General features: G+C 71.3%; 16 protein-coding genes. 8 read left to right on the plus strand and 8 right to left on the minus strand.

What is annotated here, in order from left to right; genetic code table 11:
- Positions 1-22 precede the first annotated feature (22 nt).
- The 3 genes from ABZ693_RS02265 to ABZ693_RS02275 are packed head-to-tail and all read right to left on the minus strand — an operon-like array spanning position 23 to position 2,087.
- Positions 23-577, minus strand: a complete 555-nt coding sequence (locus ABZ693_RS02265) for a GNAT family N-acetyltransferase (protein WP_359872396.1) — start codon at positions 575-577, stop codon at positions 23-25.
- A complete protein-coding gene (locus ABZ693_RS02270) occupies positions 574-1,140 on the minus strand; it encodes a peptide deformylase (RefSeq protein ID WP_359872398.1) in 567 nt (188 codons plus the stop codon). The genes ABZ693_RS02265 and ABZ693_RS02270 overlap by 4 nt, the downstream gene beginning before the upstream one ends.
- Positions 1,137-2,087, minus strand: coding sequence for a helix-turn-helix domain-containing protein (locus tag ABZ693_RS02275; protein ID WP_359872400.1), 951 nt, complete (start codon positions 2,085-2,087; stop codon positions 1,137-1,139). The genes ABZ693_RS02270 and ABZ693_RS02275 overlap by 4 nt, the downstream gene beginning before the upstream one ends.
- 164 nt (positions 2,088-2,251) lie before the next feature.
- Here ABZ693_RS02275 and ABZ693_RS02280 point away from each other — a divergent pair, with 164 nt between their 5' ends.
- Genes ABZ693_RS02280 through ABZ693_RS02295 form a run of 4 tightly spaced genes read left to right on the plus strand, consistent with a single transcriptional unit; the run spans position 2,252 to position 6,238 of the window.
- On the plus strand, positions 2,252-3,412 hold the full coding sequence (locus ABZ693_RS02280; protein ID WP_359872402.1) for a glycosyltransferase family protein: 1,161 nt from the start codon (positions 2,252-2,254) through the stop codon (positions 3,410-3,412).
- Positions 3,409-4,110, plus strand: coding sequence for a hypothetical protein (locus tag ABZ693_RS02285; RefSeq protein WP_359872404.1), 702 nt, complete (start codon positions 3,409-3,411; stop codon positions 4,108-4,110). The genes ABZ693_RS02280 and ABZ693_RS02285 overlap by 4 nt, the downstream gene beginning before the upstream one ends.
- Entirely contained in the window at positions 4,107-5,348 is a 1,242-nt protein-coding gene (locus tag ABZ693_RS02290; RefSeq protein ID WP_359872406.1) for a glycosyltransferase family protein, read from the plus strand. The genes ABZ693_RS02285 and ABZ693_RS02290 overlap by 4 nt, the downstream gene beginning before the upstream one ends.
- Entirely contained in the window at positions 5,348-6,238 is an 891-nt protein-coding gene (locus ABZ693_RS02295; protein WP_359872408.1) for a hypothetical protein, read from the plus strand. Before ABZ693_RS02290 ends, ABZ693_RS02295 begins: the two co-directional genes overlap by 1 nt.
- On the opposite strand, the gene ABZ693_RS02300 is transcribed toward ABZ693_RS02295, so the two are convergent.
- Positions 6,196-6,699, minus strand: coding sequence for a P-loop nucleotide/nucleoside kinase family protein (locus ABZ693_RS02300; protein ID WP_359872410.1), 504 nt, complete (start codon positions 6,697-6,699; stop codon positions 6,196-6,198). The genes ABZ693_RS02295 and ABZ693_RS02300 overlap by 43 nt on opposite strands.
- A gap of 99 nt (positions 6,700-6,798) precedes the next feature.
- On the opposite strand from ABZ693_RS02300, the gene ABZ693_RS02305 reads away from it, so the two are divergent.
- Together ABZ693_RS02305 and ABZ693_RS02310 are read left to right on the plus strand one after the other, a co-directional pair.
- Positions 6,799-7,716, plus strand: coding sequence for an FkbM family methyltransferase (locus tag ABZ693_RS02305; protein WP_359872412.1), 918 nt, complete (start codon positions 6,799-6,801; stop codon positions 7,714-7,716).
- 108 nt (positions 7,717-7,824) lie between these two features.
- The gene (locus tag ABZ693_RS02310; protein WP_359872414.1) at positions 7,825-8,298 is read left to right on the plus strand and encodes an NUDIX domain-containing protein; all 474 of its coding nucleotides are present in this window, start codon (positions 7,825-7,827) and stop codon (positions 8,296-8,298) included.
- Between the two features lie 257 nt (positions 8,299-8,555).
- Here ABZ693_RS02310 and ABZ693_RS02315 read toward each other — a convergent pair whose 3' ends face one another.
- On the minus strand, positions 8,556-9,884 hold the full coding sequence (locus tag ABZ693_RS02315) for a class I SAM-dependent RNA methyltransferase (protein ID WP_359872416.1): 1,329 nt from the start codon (positions 9,882-9,884) through the stop codon (positions 8,556-8,558).
- A 67-nt stretch (positions 9,885-9,951) separates the two neighbouring features.
- Positions 9,952-12,003, minus strand: a complete 2,052-nt coding sequence (locus tag ABZ693_RS02320; RefSeq protein ID WP_359872418.1) for an APC family permease — start codon at positions 12,001-12,003, stop codon at positions 9,952-9,954.
- Positions 12,004-12,238: 235 nt separating this feature from the next.
- Here ABZ693_RS02320 and ABZ693_RS02325 point away from each other — a divergent pair, with 235 nt between their 5' ends.
- Together ABZ693_RS02325 and ABZ693_RS02330 are read left to right on the plus strand one after the other, a co-directional pair.
- Positions 12,239-12,907 (plus strand): potassium channel family protein, encoded by a 669-nt coding sequence (locus ABZ693_RS02325; protein WP_359872420.1) that lies wholly within the window; start codon positions 12,239-12,241, stop codon positions 12,905-12,907.
- Entirely contained in the window at positions 12,907-13,584 is a 678-nt protein-coding gene (locus tag ABZ693_RS02330) for a potassium channel family protein (protein ID WP_359872422.1), read from the plus strand. The genes ABZ693_RS02325 and ABZ693_RS02330 overlap by 1 nt, the downstream gene beginning before the upstream one ends.
- A gap of 102 nt (positions 13,585-13,686) precedes the next feature.
- On the opposite strand, the gene ABZ693_RS02335 is transcribed toward ABZ693_RS02330, so the two are convergent.
- Both ABZ693_RS02335 and ABZ693_RS02340 read right to left on the minus strand, forming a co-directional pair.
- On the minus strand, positions 13,687-14,520 hold the full coding sequence (locus ABZ693_RS02335) for a DUF3159 domain-containing protein (RefSeq protein WP_435842324.1): 834 nt from the start codon (positions 14,518-14,520) through the stop codon (positions 13,687-13,689).
- 3 nt (positions 14,521-14,523) lie between these two features.
- Positions 14,524-14,922: an OB-fold nucleic acid binding domain-containing protein gene (locus tag ABZ693_RS02340; protein WP_359872424.1), complete on the minus strand. Its 399-nt coding sequence runs from the start codon at positions 14,920-14,922 to the stop codon at positions 14,524-14,526.
- Between the last annotated feature and the right edge of the window lie 27 nt (positions 14,923-14,949).

Genomic DNA, 14,949 nt, shown 5'->3' on the forward strand with positions numbered 1-14,949 from the left:
TCCCGGGCGGGCTCGGCTGCGCTCACGAACCGATGCCGTCAAGCGGCTCCCACTCGTGCTCCAGGATCGAGTAGATGATCGAGTCGCGCCACGCTCCATGGACGAAGACGTGGTCGCGGATCCGGCCGTCCTCGGTCATGCCCGCTCGCAGCAGGGTCCGCGCAGACGCTTCATTGAGTGGTGAGCGGGCCGCCCATATGCGGTGAAGGCCGAGCGTGCGGAAGCCCAGCGCACACAGCAGGTGGACGGTCTCCGTACCCAGGCCCTTGCCCCACGCGCCGGGGTGCAGGGCGAAGCCGATGGTGGCCGCCTGCTGCGGTTCGGTCGCCAGACGGGCGTAGCCGATCAGCCGGGGGTCGCCGAGCCGGGTGACGGCGAGGCCGTACTCGGTCCTGGGGTCGTCCGTGGCCGAGGCGAGGGAGCGGTCGACGATCGCCTGGACCTGTTCACGGGTACGGGGCTCGAAGCTGAGGTGCCGGGTGGCCTCGGGGTCGCCGTAGATGGCCAGGAGGTCGGCGGTGTCCCCGGGCTCGATTTCACGCAGGGCCAGACCGGGGCCGGTCAGGTGGACTGTCACTGCTCGTAAGCCCACGCGCTGCCTGTCTGGCGGTACTGCTCGACGGGGATGGGGGCGACGCCGACCCGCATCCGCGCGGTGTAAAGCAGGCCGTCCAAGTGGTCGATCTCGTGGTGGATCAGCCGGGCGAGTCCGCGTTCGTAGGTGGTGGTCACCACCTGTCCGTCCAGGGTCGTGGTCTCCACCGTGATCCGAAGGGGCCGGGGGACCAGGCCGCGAACGTCGAAGAACGACAGGCAGCCTTCGTACTGCTCATCCGCCTCGCTGGAGCGGTCGGTGATGCGGGGGTTCAGCAGCACGATCGCAGGGGCGTCGCCGGGAGGCTGAACCACGGCGGCGGCCCTGCCGATCCCGATCTGAGGCGCCGCGAGGCCCATGCCCTTGGCGAACGGGTGGACCTGCCCGATCCGCTCCATTGCCGTGAACATCTGCTCGACGGCCTGCCCGGCCGCCTCGCGCTCGGCCGGCAGGTCGAAGGCGCGGGCAGGTTCGGCGAGGACCGGAGCCCCGTCCTGCACGACGCCGAGGTCCCGCATCTGCTCGCTGGGCCGCGCCTGGTTCACGTGAACTCCCCTTGATTCATGTCCCGTTCGGTTCGGCCTCGGAACCGCCATTCCAGACGGTACCGGGCGTGGAGTGCGGGTGTGGAGGTGCTCCAGGAGAAGATCCGCATTCCGTCCTCCTCGCGCTGTATCGGGGCCGTCCGCAGCGGTACGGCCTCGGCGGTCATGGAGGTTTCGGTGCCCCACACGGCGGGGTCGAGGGCGGTGGGGAAGGCGAGTTCGACCGTCAGGTGCTCGGTGGGCAGGCGGACGGCGCGCTGGAACCAGCGGCCCCACTTCTCGTGGCCCACCGAGTAGGCGTACTCGATCCAGACCGACTCGCCGGGGTAGAGGGGGAAGCGGCCCTCGCTGTTCTCGAACGCCAGCCACACCTCCTTGAAGGCGTCGCGGTCGTGCTTGGTCTGCCAGTTCATCGCCTCGCCGCGGCAGGTCGCGGTCAGGGCGAGTTCGTCCCAGGTCAACGGGTGTTCGCGGTAGTGGGCGTTGGAGCGTTCGGGCTCGCCGGGGTAGCGGTCGACGCTGATACGGATCAGGTAGCGGCTGATCGGTTCGCTGCCGGTGTTCCGCAGCAGGCGGCGCATCGTGAGCCGGTAGTGGCTGCCGTCGTAGTCCAGGCGGGCCGCGTCGTGTTCGACGACGATCGCCGAGCCGGTCGCGTACGGCTGTTCGGCCCTGCGGGGAGTCGGCGTCGGTGTCGCCGGGGCGGTGCGGGCCTTGGCCGCCTCGTAGTCCAGCCATCGCTTCCAGATGGCCTTGCCCGCGTTCAGGGACTCCTCCGCGCGCAGCGCGAAGTCCTCCGTCGGCTTGTGTCGGCCCGACTCGACATGGCTGACGTAGGACGGGTCGAAGCCCATCCGTCTGGCTAACTCCCGTTTGGCGAGGCCGCGTACCTCGCGCCAGTGGGCCACATCCGCCGCGAACGCCTCGGCCGCTTGCTCGACCGTCAAGGCATCGTCCCGCGCGTCCATCAAAGCCCCCGCCCTGGCTGCCGGATGAGATGAATGAACCGTGAGTGATCTCGATTCACCATTCTGTCACGGTCGCGGTCGCCGGTTTCCTTCCTCCACCGGGCCGGGTCGATTCCCGGCCCCGAAGAAGGAGGGTCACAGCGATGCGCGTGCTGTATCTGCTCAATGTCTCCAACTCCAGTCAGCTGGCCGCTGATTCCGGCTTCACCTTCGCCGATCTGCTCGCCCCGGCCCTGACCGACGCCGGGGCGGAGGTGACCGTGGCCTCCCCCGTCCCGGTCGGCGACCCCCGCGTGCACTTCGCGCTCACCACCTCGCCGTCCACCAAGTACCGGGCCCGCTTCGAGCCCGGTATGGACGCCCTGGTCGCCCTGTTCCGCGAGCGGCGGCCGGAGGTGGTGGTGGCCAACCAGGTCGAGGCCGCTCCCGCGATCCGGGCCGCGCTTCTGGAAGCCGGGGTGGACGCGCTGGTCGCGGGCTACTGCCACTACCTGCCGTTCTCCTTCACCGACGCCGACGACGGCAACCTGGAGCTGGACCCGGCGATGGACGACGGCGGCCTCGGCCGGAGCGTGCTGCTGGCGTTCGCCGCCGGCCTCGCGGCCTGTGACCGCGTCCTGGTCCACTCCTCCACCGCCGCCTCCTGGACCACGGCGGCAGCCGCCCGCTCCGGCGTCGACCTCGGCGACAAGCTGCACATCGTCCCCGCCCCCAGGGACGTACGGCTGGTACGCGACCCGGCCGACATCACCCCGCCCGAGGGCCGGGCCACCGGCATCTACAACCACCGCCTGTACGCGCACTACGGCACCGCCCGCTTCACCGGGCTCGCCCGCCGGCTCGTCGCCGACGCCCCGGTGCGACTCACGGTGATGGACCTGTTCGGCACCCGCAGTCCCGAACGCGTCCGCCTCGACCCCAGCCCCGAGCGGCACCTGGAAGAGCTCGCGACCACCGACGGCGTCGCCATCGCCTCCGACCGGGGCGACCGCGTCCGCTACCGCGACCTGCTGGCCGGCGCCCACTTCGGCATCGCCCCCTTCCGGCCCGGCTGCCCCTGGTCCATGTCGGTGATCGACTGCCAGGCCATGGGCCTGCCCGTGATCGGCCCGCGCACCGGCTGGCTGGCCGAGCACATCGACACCGAGCTGCTGTTCGACACCGACGAGCAGGCCGTCCGGATCGCCACGCGCCTCGCCACGGACCCCGAGTTCTACCTCCTGCACGCCAAGCGCGCCCACGCCTCCACCACCGACCTCGCGCCCGCCACGGTGGCCGCCCGCTACCTGGAGGCGATCCGATGACCGGCTTCGACGCGGTCCAGCTGTCATACGACGAACCTCGGGCGGCGACCCTGCACACCCGGCTCGAACGCGCGCTGGACCGGAGGGTCAAACGGCTGCACGGGGTCCACGGGATGCGCCGGGCCTACCAGCTCACCGCCGAACTCGTGGACACCGAGATGTTCTTCCTCGCCGACGGCGACTTCGAGATCGACCTGCGGTTCGACGCCACCGTGGAGCCGCTCGCCGACGGGGTGGCGATGCGGGTGTGGCAGGCGGTCAATCCGGTCAACGGCCTGACCTACGGCTATGGCGGCCTCAAGCTGATCCGCCGTACGACCCTGCGGGAGATGGGCGAGGCCGTCGACATCCTCGCCGCCCTGCCCGGCCGCGTGGAGTTCTGCCCGCGCCCGGCCGGGGTGACCCGGTTCAACCAGAGCCCGTACCTGGCGTGGAAAGCAGGCTTTCGCGAGTGCGCGATGCTCGCGCACGGCAGCGAGTACGGCATGAACGACCAGAGCGCACAGGCCCGGATCAACGCGTGGACGGCAAGCAGCGGCGGCAAGTTCGCCGCGCAGGCCGCAGCCGGCGCCCGCGACGGCATCGCCTTCGCACGCGAGGCAGCCCGCAGTCCGGAAGAGTTCGAGCTGCTCAACGACCCGGTCCGGCTGCGCGCCCACCACGCCCGCCTGTACCCGTTCGAGGCGGTCACCTCGTGACCGGCTCCCCGCTCGTCCTGATCGAGCCGTACGCGCACCAGGGCGGCGGACACCATCAGCGCACGCTGACCGCGCTCGCCGCCGCGCGACCGAAGAGCCTGGTCGTAGCCCCTGCCGGGATGGGCGAGGACCTGGGCCCGCTGGCGCGGTCCGGGGCCCGGCTCGCTGCCGGGCCGGCCGGGCCGGCGGCGAGCCTCCTGCTGGCCGCCGCGCGGGCGGCGGAGCGTGTCTCGGCCGCCGGTCAGCGTGCGTTCGCTTCCCGGAGCTGGCCGCGGGGAGTGCGCAGGTTCCCGCACCAGGTCACGCTCCTCGCCCGGTGTCTGACCGAGGCCGCGTGTCTTCGCACCGCGCGCCGTCTCGCCCCGCGTGCGGCGGCCGTGGTGATCCTCAGCGCGAGCGAGGCCCTGCACGGTGCCGCTGCCCTGCTCGGCGGGGTGCCACACCTGCGATTCGTCCACGAGGTGGTCACCACCGAGGACCGTCCGGTGCGGTGGCTGGGCCGACTCGCTCGCCGCGGCGAGAAGCGGGTGACCGTGCTGTGCCCGACCGCCGACGTCCGCGACCAGGTCGCAGCGCGCTTTCCCCGCCTGCGCGGTGAGGTGCGGCCGTTCGCGGTCGACGACGGACGACGACTGGCCGACGCCGAGCGCGACAGTGCCCGCGCCGCCTTCACCATCCCGACCGACGCGAGGGCGGTGTGCCTGGTCGGCGGCTGGTGGCCGTACAAGGACATCGCCACCGTGGACGCGGCCCTCGCCCGCCTCACCAGCCCGCTGCATGTTCTGGTGTGCGGCACCCCGCTGGACAACGCCGTCCTCGACCGCTGGCACCGGCTGCCCCACGTCCGCCTTCACACGGTGCCCGGCCCTGTGGCCGACGAGGTTCTGCGGCTCGTCTACGCCGCCGCCGACGCGGCCCTCGTCGCCCGCAAGCCCGGGGTGGGCAAGGAGTCGGGGCTGGTCATGGACGCCGTACGACTCGGGGTCCCGCTGATCGTCTCCGCACACGACCACGAGCTGTCCGCCCGGCTGACCGGTCAGCCGTGGGCCCGGCTCTTCCCGGCCGAAGCCCCGGACGCCCTCGCCGAATCGCTGGACAAGCTCACGGCCGAGGCACCCGCCCGACCGGGACCGACGGCGCCCGCAGTCCTGGACATGCACCCGGCGCCCGAGCAGGCCGCCTTCCTCACCGACACCTACACCCGCCTCTGCCGCCCCCTGGCCAAGGAGCGCTGCTGATGTTCGTCCCTCCCGCCCTGGTCGCGGTCATCGGCCCGGTCGAGCCGGCCCTGCTGGCCGCTTGGACCGCTCACTACCGCCGGATCGGCATCGAGCGGTTCCACCTCGCCTTCCACTTCCCCGACCACGTCCCGGACGCCTGGCGGCACCAGCTGATCGCGACCTGCCGCGACCTCGGCATCGCCCCCGGCCAGATCAGCACCGGCCCCTGGCACGAGCACACCAACACCCAGCTCCGCGACTCCGTGCGGAAGCAGGCCGGGACCGGCTGGCACCTGCTCGCCGACTCCGACGAGTTCCAGACCTACCCCGCTCCGCTCGCCGACGTGCTCGCTCAGGCCGAGGACACCGGGCGGAAGGTGGTCGGCGGGCTGATGCTCGACCGCGTCACGAACGACGGCCGCCTGGCCATGTGGCGCCCGGAAACCGGCCTCGACCGGGCCTTCCCACTCGGCGGACACCTCACCCGGCGCCTCCTCCAGGGTGACCCGCGCAAGATCGTCCTCGCCCACTCCTCGGTGACTGTCGCGTCCGGCAACCACCGGGCGCCGGGCCACAAGCCCGACCCGAACGCGCTCGCGTGCGTGCACCACTTCAAGTGGCGCGCCGGCGTCCTGGACGACCTGCGCCGACGGGTCGAGCGGTTCGCCTCCGGCGAGTGGGCCGAGCACACCCCGGCCGTCCGCAGCGAGTCATCCCGCCTGCTCCAGCACATCGACCGCCACCACGGCCGGATCGACGTCTCCGACCCCCGCCTGGCCTTCCGCCGCGTCACCCTTGACCGACTGCCGGACGGCTGGGCCGCCGAAGCCGCCCAGCTCGCCACCACCTGGCGGCCCCCGGCACCTCAGAACCAGCCGGGTTCCACGATCTCTTCGCCCTCGCCCTGAGGCACCTCGAAGCGGGCGAAGAAGTCGTCCAGGGCCTCCGGGGTCACGAGCAGCGCGTTCGCGTCTCCGCGCGCGTTGCGCTCCGCCAGCCTGCGCAGCAGCTCGTCGCGCTCCACCGGGAAGTACAGCAGCCGCCACCGGCCGCCGGCGGCCTGGACCAGTTCCTTCATCTTCCCGCGGTCCTTGCGCGGCCACAGCCCGTGGTCCCAGACCACGTCCCGGCCCTCCGCGACCAGCTCGGCAAGCCGCTGGTGCAGCTCGGCGATGACCGGAGTCTCCTTCTCGAAGTACGTGTTCTCCGGGTAGTCGACGCCGTACCGGCCGTGCCGCTCGTAGACGACCTCGTCCACCGAAAGGCGCACCGCCCCCTGGGGCTCCAGCACCCGCTGGGCGTAGGTCGTCTTCCCCGAGCCGGTGAGCCCGACCAGCAGGTACACCACCGCAGCGTCGCTCACAGCCACGACCAACTCCCTTCAGCACCACCAGCGTTCTCTCGCCAGTCTGTCACCACCGGCCGGCCCAGGACCGTGTTCCCGGGCCGCCGTACGAAGGAGTCGCCCATGTCCGCCTCCGCCCTCGCCCGCGCACTACGGGCCTACGTCCGCCACGCCCCCGGCACCCTCGGCAAGGCCCGGCTCGTCGGCCACTTCCTCGACGAGCACCTGCGCACCCACCCCCTCCACACCACCTCCCGGCTGCGTACCGGCGACACGGTCACCGTCACCACCAGCGACGTCATCCAGCGCTACCAGTACCTGTTCGGCGAGTGGGAGCCGAACCTGAGCACCTTCCTCCGCGACCGGCTCCGCCCCGGGGACACGTTCATCGACGTCGGAGCCCACCGCGGCGCGTTCACCCTCCTGGCCTCCCGCGCCGTCGGCCCCCACGGCCGCGTCGTCGCCATCGAGCCCCACCCCCGCTTCCACGACGACCTGACCACCTCCGCCACCACCAACCGCCGCACCAACATCCGGGCCATCCGCTCCGCCGCCTCCGACACCCACGGCACCCTGACCCTCTACCTGGAGGACCCGGCCAACCTCGGGCACACCACCGCCATCCGTCCCCGCCACGTCCACGAGACCGTGGAGGTGCCCACCGCGCCCCTGGCCGACCTGATCAGCCGGGCCGAACTCGCCGCCGCCCGGGTCATCAAGATCGACGTCGAAGGCGCCGAAGCAGCCGCGATCCGCGGACTCCTGCCCGCGCTCCCGCACCTGCGCGACGACGCGGAAATCGTCGTGGAAGTCACCCCGAGGCTCCTGGCCAAGCAGGGTGAGAGCGCCGCCGGCATCCTCGACACCCTGCGCGCACACGGCTTCCACGCGTACACGCTCGCCAACGACTACGCCCCGGCCACCTACCCCCGGGCCATGCGCCGGCCGCAGCCGCCCGTTCGGTGCACCGAGACCCCGAGGGACATGACGGACCTGGTCTTCTCCCGCGCCGACGCCGACCGCCTCACGGCCGGGCGCTGAACACCGTCCCCGCATTCCGGGCGGCAGGTCCGGTCGAACCCCGAGCCTGCCGCCCGGACCACCGACCGGCACCACCTTCCGGCACGTCCCCACGGATTGGGCACCGCGATGAACAACAGCGTGATGAACAGCCGCAACGCCGTCTGCGTGATCGTCCACGACAAGGACAGCGACACGATCGCCGCCGTGCACTACGCCGCCCCCAACTGGTCCCCGCAGCCGGCCTGGACCCTCCCCGGCGGCAAGGCCGAACCCGTCGAAGCCCTCGACGAGGCCGCCGCCCGCGAACTCAAGGAGGAGACCGGCCTGCTCGTCGACCCGGCCGACCTCGCCCTCGTCCACGTCGTCCACGTCGAACAGGGCTGGGACCAGGCCGGCCAGCTCATCGTCTTCGTCTTCGCCACCGACACCTGGACCGGCGAACTGACCAACACCGAGCCGGACAAGCACCTGGCGGCCCGCTGGGTCGCCGCGAACCACCTGCCCGAGCCGGCGTTCCCGACCACCGTGCAGGCCCTGGCGGCGTACCGGGGCGGAGGGCTCTCATTCTCCCGCTACGGCGGGCCGGTCACCGCGGGGTGACGAGCGAGCACCACGGCGACGGCGGAAACGGCAGCCGCCGGCGGGGATCAGTACCCCACCGGCGGCAAAACCTCATGAACACGCAAATACTCGGCGGCTCCGTCACGCCGACCCGACATCGACATCGGCGGCACACAACGGATCCCTGACGCCTCATCAGAACGAGCGTCAAATGAGCGTCACGAGCGTCATTTCAGCGTCAAGACATCGCCCATAACGCCCGCGCCGCCCATCAAGCCCACCCATAAAACCGCAGGTCAGGCGTCCTTCTTCACCGGCTCCAGGATCGCCACACACTCCACGTGGTGCGTCATCGGGAAGAGGTCGAAGGCGCGGAGCGTGCGGACGCGGTAGCCGTTCGTGCGGAAGTAGCCGAGGTCGCGGGCCAGGGCCGCCGGGTCGCAGGCCACGTAGGCGATGCGGCGGGCGCCGAGGCCGGCGAGGTGCTGGACCGTCTGCTTGCCGGCGCCGGCGCGCGGGGGGTCGAGGACGATCAGGTCGACGTCCGTGATGCCGGTGCGCGGCAGGACCGACTCGACCTTGCCCTGCTCGATGCGGACGCGCGGGTAGTCGGCCAGGTTGTGGCGGGCGTCCTCCACCGCGCGCTTGCCCGACTCGATGCCGAGGACCGCGCCCGCGTCGCCCAGGCGGTCGGCGAGGGCGCCCGCGAAGAGGCCGACGCCGCAGTAGAGGTCGAGGGCCATCTCGCCCTTGCGCGGCAGGAGGCCCTGCATGACGGCGCGGACGAGGGTGTCGGCGGCCTTCGGGTGGACCTGCCAGAAGCCGCCGCTGCCGACGCGGTAGGTGCGGTCGTCGGAGCGCTCGCGCACGAAGGGGCGGCCGTGGACGCGGTGGACGCCGCCGTCCTTCTCGTCGACGCGCATGACCGAGACGGGCTTGTCGAGCTCGACGATCGGCAGCCGGGCGCCGGGGCGCGGGGTCAGGATGACCTGGCGGTCCTGCGAGCCCGTCGCGGCGATGGCCTCGATCGACGCCATGCCCTCCCAGCCGCGGCTCTCGATGCCGAGTTCCGTGACGCCCGGGGCGGCGATCATGCAGTGGTCGATCACCTCGACGTCGTGCGAGCGGTGCTTGCGCAGGCCCGCGTGGCCCTCGGCGTCGACCGCGTACTGGACGCGGGTGCGCCACTGCGGGACCTCGCCGGCCGGCAGCTTGTCGCCTTCGGCCGGGACGACGGTGCCGTCCCAGCCGGCCTCCTCCGGGGAGAGGCCCGCGAGCCGCTGCAGCTGCTCGGCGATGACCTCGCCCTTGAGCCGGCGCTGGGCGCCCGGCTTGGCGTGCTGCCAGTCGCAGCCGCCGCACTTGCCGGGGCCGGCGAAGGGGCACGGCGCCGCGATGCGGTCCTTCGACGCGTCGAGGATCTCGACGGCGTCGGCGCGCAGGAAGCGGGAGGTCTCCTCGCCCTCGGTCACGCGGGCACGGACGCGCTCGCCCGGCAGCGCGTGGCGGACGAAGAGGACCCGGCCCTCCTCGGTGCGGGCGATGCAGTGACCGCCGTGGGCCACGGGGCCGACCTCGACCTCGTACTCCTCCCCGACCAACGACGCAACAGGGGTGTTCTGCATGACCAGGGGCTCCAGAAGGAAGGGGAGGAAGAGAAGTGGGCCGCCGTTTGCACGGCAGCCCACCAGTCTAGTTGTTCTTCCCTGCCGTTTCCCGCCGGCCCTTCTCCACCGGGCCGCGGCGCACCGAGCCCGGCGCGTTCCATTCCTGGCGCCTGCGGGCCCGCTTCCGCGCGGCCTCGGAGGACTGGAGCTGGTACGGCACGGAGGTCACCATCACGCCCGGCGTGAACAGCAGCCGCCCCTTGAGGCGCAGCGCGCTCTGGTTGTGCAGCAGGTGCTCGTACCAGTGGCCGACCACGTACTCCGGGATGTAGACGGCGACGGCGTCGCGCGGGCTCTGCTGGCGCAGGTTCTTGACGTACTCGACGACCGGCCGGGTGATCTCGCGGTACGGCGAGTCGAGGATCTTGAGCGGGACGTTGATGCCGCGCCGCTCCCACTCGGCCTTCAGTTCCTTGGTGTCGGCCGGGTCGACGTTGACGGTGAGCGCCTCCAGCTCGCTCGCGTGCATGAGCTTGGCGTACGCGAGGGCCCGCAGGGTGGGCTTGTGGAGCTTGGAGACGAGGACGATGGAACGGACCCGGGAGGGGCGTACGTACTCGTCGGGGCGTTCCTCGGCCGCCGCGATCTCCTGGCCCACCGAGTCGTAGTGGCGGCGGATCGCGGTCATCGTCACGTAGAAGATGACCATGCCGAGCAGCGCGACCCAGGCACCGTGGGTGAACTTGGTGGCGAGGACGACGACCAGGACGAGGCCGGTGAAGAAGGCGCCGAACGCGTTGATCGCGCGGGAGCGCTTCATGTGGCGGCGCTTGGCCGGGTCGCGTTCGGCGGCCAGGTGGCGGTTCCAGTGCCGGACCATGCCGATCTGGCTCAGCGTGAAGGAGACGAAGACGCCGACGATGTAGAGCTGGATCAGGCGGGTGGAGTCCGCGCCGTAGATCCAGACGAGGAGCGCGGCGGCGCCGGCGAGCAGCACGATGCCGTTGGAGAAGGCGAGGCGGTCGCCGCGGGTGTGCAGCTGGCGCGGCAGGTAGCGGTCCTGGGCGAGGATCGAGCCGAGGAGCGGGAAGCCGTTGTACGCCGTGTTGGCGGCCAGGAAGAGGACCAGCGCGGTGGCGGCGGCGAGCAGGATGAAGAAGAACGTTCCGTCACCGAAGACGGCGGCGGCGACCTGCGAGATGACCGGGTCCTGGACGTAGCCCTCGCCGACCGGGACACCGTTCTTCAACAGGTCGTGGGCCGGGTTCTCGGCCATCCGGACCTTGGTGGCCATGGCCAGGAAGATGATGCCGCAGAACATGGTGACGGCGAGGCCGCCCATGAGCGCGAGCGTGCTGGCGGCGTTCTTCGACTTCGGCTTGCGGAAGGCCGGCACACCGTTGGAGATGGCCTCGACGCCGGTGAGCGCCGCACAGCCGGAGGAGAAGGCCCGCAGCAGCAGGAAGACCATCGCGAATCCGGCGAGTCCGCCCTGTTCGGGCTTGATCTCGAAGTCGGCGGTGGGCGCGCGCATGGTGTCGCCGAGGACGACGCCGCGGAAGGCGCCCCAGAGGATCATCACGAAGACGCCGAAGACGAAGACGTACGTCGGGATGGCGAAGAGGCTGCCGGACTCCTTGACGCCCCGGAGGTTCATCAGGGTCAGCAGCACGATGACCACGACCGCCGAGATCGTCTTGTGTTCGACGATGAACGGCACGGCGGAACCGAGGTTCTCGATGCCGGAGGAGATCGACACGGCGACGGTCAGGACGTAGTCGACGAGCAGGGCGCTCGCCACGGTCAGTCCGGCCTTCGGGCCGAGGTTGGTGGTGGCGACCTCGTAGTCGCCGCCGCCGCTCGGGTACGCGTGCACGTTCTGCCGGTACGAGGCGACGACCGTGAACATCAGGACCACGACCGCCAACGCGATCCACGGGCTGAAGTGGTAGGCCGACAGACCCGCGACGGACAGGACGAGGAGCACCTCGCCGGGCGCGTACGCCACCGAGGAAAGCGGGTCGGAGGCGAAGACGGGTAGGGCGATCCGCTTGGGGAGCAGGGTCTCCCCGAGCTTGTCGCTGCGCAGGGCCCGCCCGATCAGGATCCGTTTGGGCACGTCGGTCAGTTTGGACACAACAGAGGATCGTAAGCGTTCGAAATGAGCCCCGGCGACCATTGCCGCCGATCCGCACGGAATCTCCCATGGCCACCCCGTGGATGAGGTCCCCTCCGACCCGCACGCTTAAGCTCGGACCGGACAGCACGCGTGCGCGTGGTCCGCCACAGCCCGGGCGATTCGGGACGAGAAAGTTGTGAACAGGGTGTTTTCGCAGGTCAGCAGGACGATCAGGAGTGCGGGGTAAGGGGACGTGCACATCGTCATCATGGGCTGCGGGCGAGTGGGAGCCGCTCTCGCGCAGACCCTGGAGCAGCAGGGGCACACGGTCGCGGTCGTCGACCAGGACCCGACGGCTTTCCGCCGTCTGGGCTCGGGATTCGGCGGGCGCCGGGTCACCGGTGTGGGCTTCGACCAGGACACGCTCCGCGAGGCGGGCATCGAGGAGGCCGGCGCCTTCGCCGCCGTGAGCAGCGGCGACAACTCCAACATCATTGCGGCGCGGGTCGCCCGTGAGATGTTCGGCATCGAGAACGTGGCCGCCCGGATCTACGACCCGCGGCGCGCCGAGGTCTACCAGCGGCTGGGCATCCCCACCGTGGCGACCGTGCGCTGGACGGCCGACCAGATGCTGCGCCGGCTGCTGCCGTCGGGCGCCGAGCCGCTGTGGCGCGACCCGAGCGGCGGTGTGCAGCTCGCCGAGGTGCACACCTCGCCGTCGTGGATCGGTCACAAGATCAGCCGGCTCCAGGAGGAGACCGGGGTGCGCGTGGCATTTCTCACCCGGGTGGGCGAGGCGATTCTGCCGACCTCGCAGACGGTGCTGCAGGAGGGCGACCTCGTGCACGTGATGATGCGGACGGACGAGATCGACACGGTCGAGGCGGCCTTCGCCGAGGGTCCCGAGGAGGGTGGTCACTGATGCGTGTCGCCATTGCCGGCGCCGGCGCGGTGGGCCGTTCCATCGCGGGCGAGCTCCTGGAGAACGGGCACGAGGTCCTGCTCATCGACAAGGCGCCGACCGCCATCTCGGTGGAGCGGGTGCCGCAGGCGGAGTGGCTGCTGGCCGACGCCTGCGAGATCACCTCGCTGGACGAGGCCGCGCTGCAGCGCTGCAACGTCGTGATCGCGGCCACCGGTGACGACAAGGTGAACCTGGTCGTCTCGCTGCTCGCCAAGACCGAGTACGGGGTGCCCCGGGTGGTCGCCCGGGTGAACAACCCGAAGAACGAGTGGCTGTTCAACGAGGCGTGGGGCGTGGACGTCGCCGTCTCGACGCCGCGCCTGATGTCGGCCCTGGTGGAGGAGGCGGTGAGCGTCGGCGACCTGGTCCGGCTGCTGCGCTTCAGCCACGGCGACGCCAACCTGGTGGAGCTGACGCTGCCGCCCGAGTCGGCGGTCACCGGGACCCAGGTGGGCGATGTGGCCTGGCCGCAGGACACCTCCCTGGTCACCATCATCCGCGGCTCGCGGGTCCTCACCCCGAGCCCGGAGGAGACCCTGGAGGCGGGCGACGAGCTGCTGTTCGTGGCCGCGCAGGCGCGCGAGGAGCAGCTGGAGGATCTGCTGTCGGTCCGCCGGACGGACGAGAGCGCGTAGCGGCGGCCGGACGGGCACGCGTACGGAAACGGAAGGGGCCGGGAACCTGTGACAGGTTCCCGGCCCCTTCTCCGTACGGCACCGCGTCCGTACGCCTACGTCTTACGCCTCGGTACGGCCCCGAGCCTCGGCACCGGCCTCGGCCTCGGCCCGCTTCCGGGCGGCCTCCGCCTCCTCCTGGGCCTTCTCCTCGGCCTCCATCTCGGCGAACACGTCGATCGGCGGCGGCGCCTTCGCGAGGAACAGCCAGGTCAGATAGACCGCGAGCAGGAACGGCGGGATCTTCAGGGCGACCAGCACCCAGCCGAGCTGGGCGGTGTCGGCCCACCAGTACAGCGGGAAGAGGATCGCGCACTTCGCGAGCAGGATCAGACCCCAGGCCCAGCTGGCCTTCGCGTACGCCTTCTTGCGCCCCGGGTTGCGGGTGCGCCAGGAGAGGTTCTCCTTGAAGACCGGGCCGAGGATCAGGCCGATCAGCGGCACGCCGGCGATGGTCGTGACGATGTACGCGAGCGCGAGGCCGAGCGTGTAGAGCATGCCCGGCAGGTAGAAGTCCTTGGCGTTGCCGGTCATCATCGCGAAGACGACACCGAACGCGACGCCGAAGACGCCGCTGAAGGCGTGCTTGACGGTGTCGCGGCGGATCAGCCGGACGAGCACCAGGACCAGCGAGACCGCGAGGGCGGCGATGGCCGAGGAGTGCAGGTTCTTGTTGATCGTGTAGATCGTGACGAAGAGCAGGCCCGGCAGGACCGTCTCCACCATCCCGCGCACGCCGCCGAACGCCTCGAACAGGGCGGCCTCGGTCACCGCCTTGTCGGTCACCGCCTGGTCGGTCGTGCCCTGTCCGCCCGGGCCGCCGTCCTTGGTCCGGGCGTGCCTGCCCGGTCCCGCGGGGGACGGCTGGTCGGCGGTCGGCTTGTCGACTGACGTCACCGGCTACTCCTGTCCGAGCGGTCGCAGCTCGTATCGGGGGTTGAAGAGGACGCGCCGGCCGTGGCTCATGGAGATCCGGCCGGAGGCGATCAGCTTGCGGCCCGGTTCGATGCCCACGATGGACCGGCGGCCCAGCCAGACGACGTCCAGCGGTGCCGTGCCGTCGAACAGCTCGGCCTCCAGCGCGGGCACCCCCGCCCGAGGCCGCAGGGTGACCGTGCGCAACGTACCAGTCACCTTGACGATCGCGCGGTCGGAACAGTCGGAGATGCGTGTGCACCCCGACGCCGCCGCGTCCTCCTGGAGTTCCTCGGACTCCAGTTCCTCCTGCGAGGTGGAAAGGCGGTCGAGCATACGACGGAAGCGCCCGGTGGGCTTCTCGGTACGCGGTGCAGCACTCATACAGAAAGCGTACCGGCCCCCGCCGGG

This window comes from Streptomyces laurentii (assembly GCF_040635425.1).
Lineage (GTDB): Bacteria > Actinomycetota > Actinomycetes > Streptomycetales > Streptomycetaceae > Streptomyces > Streptomyces laurentii.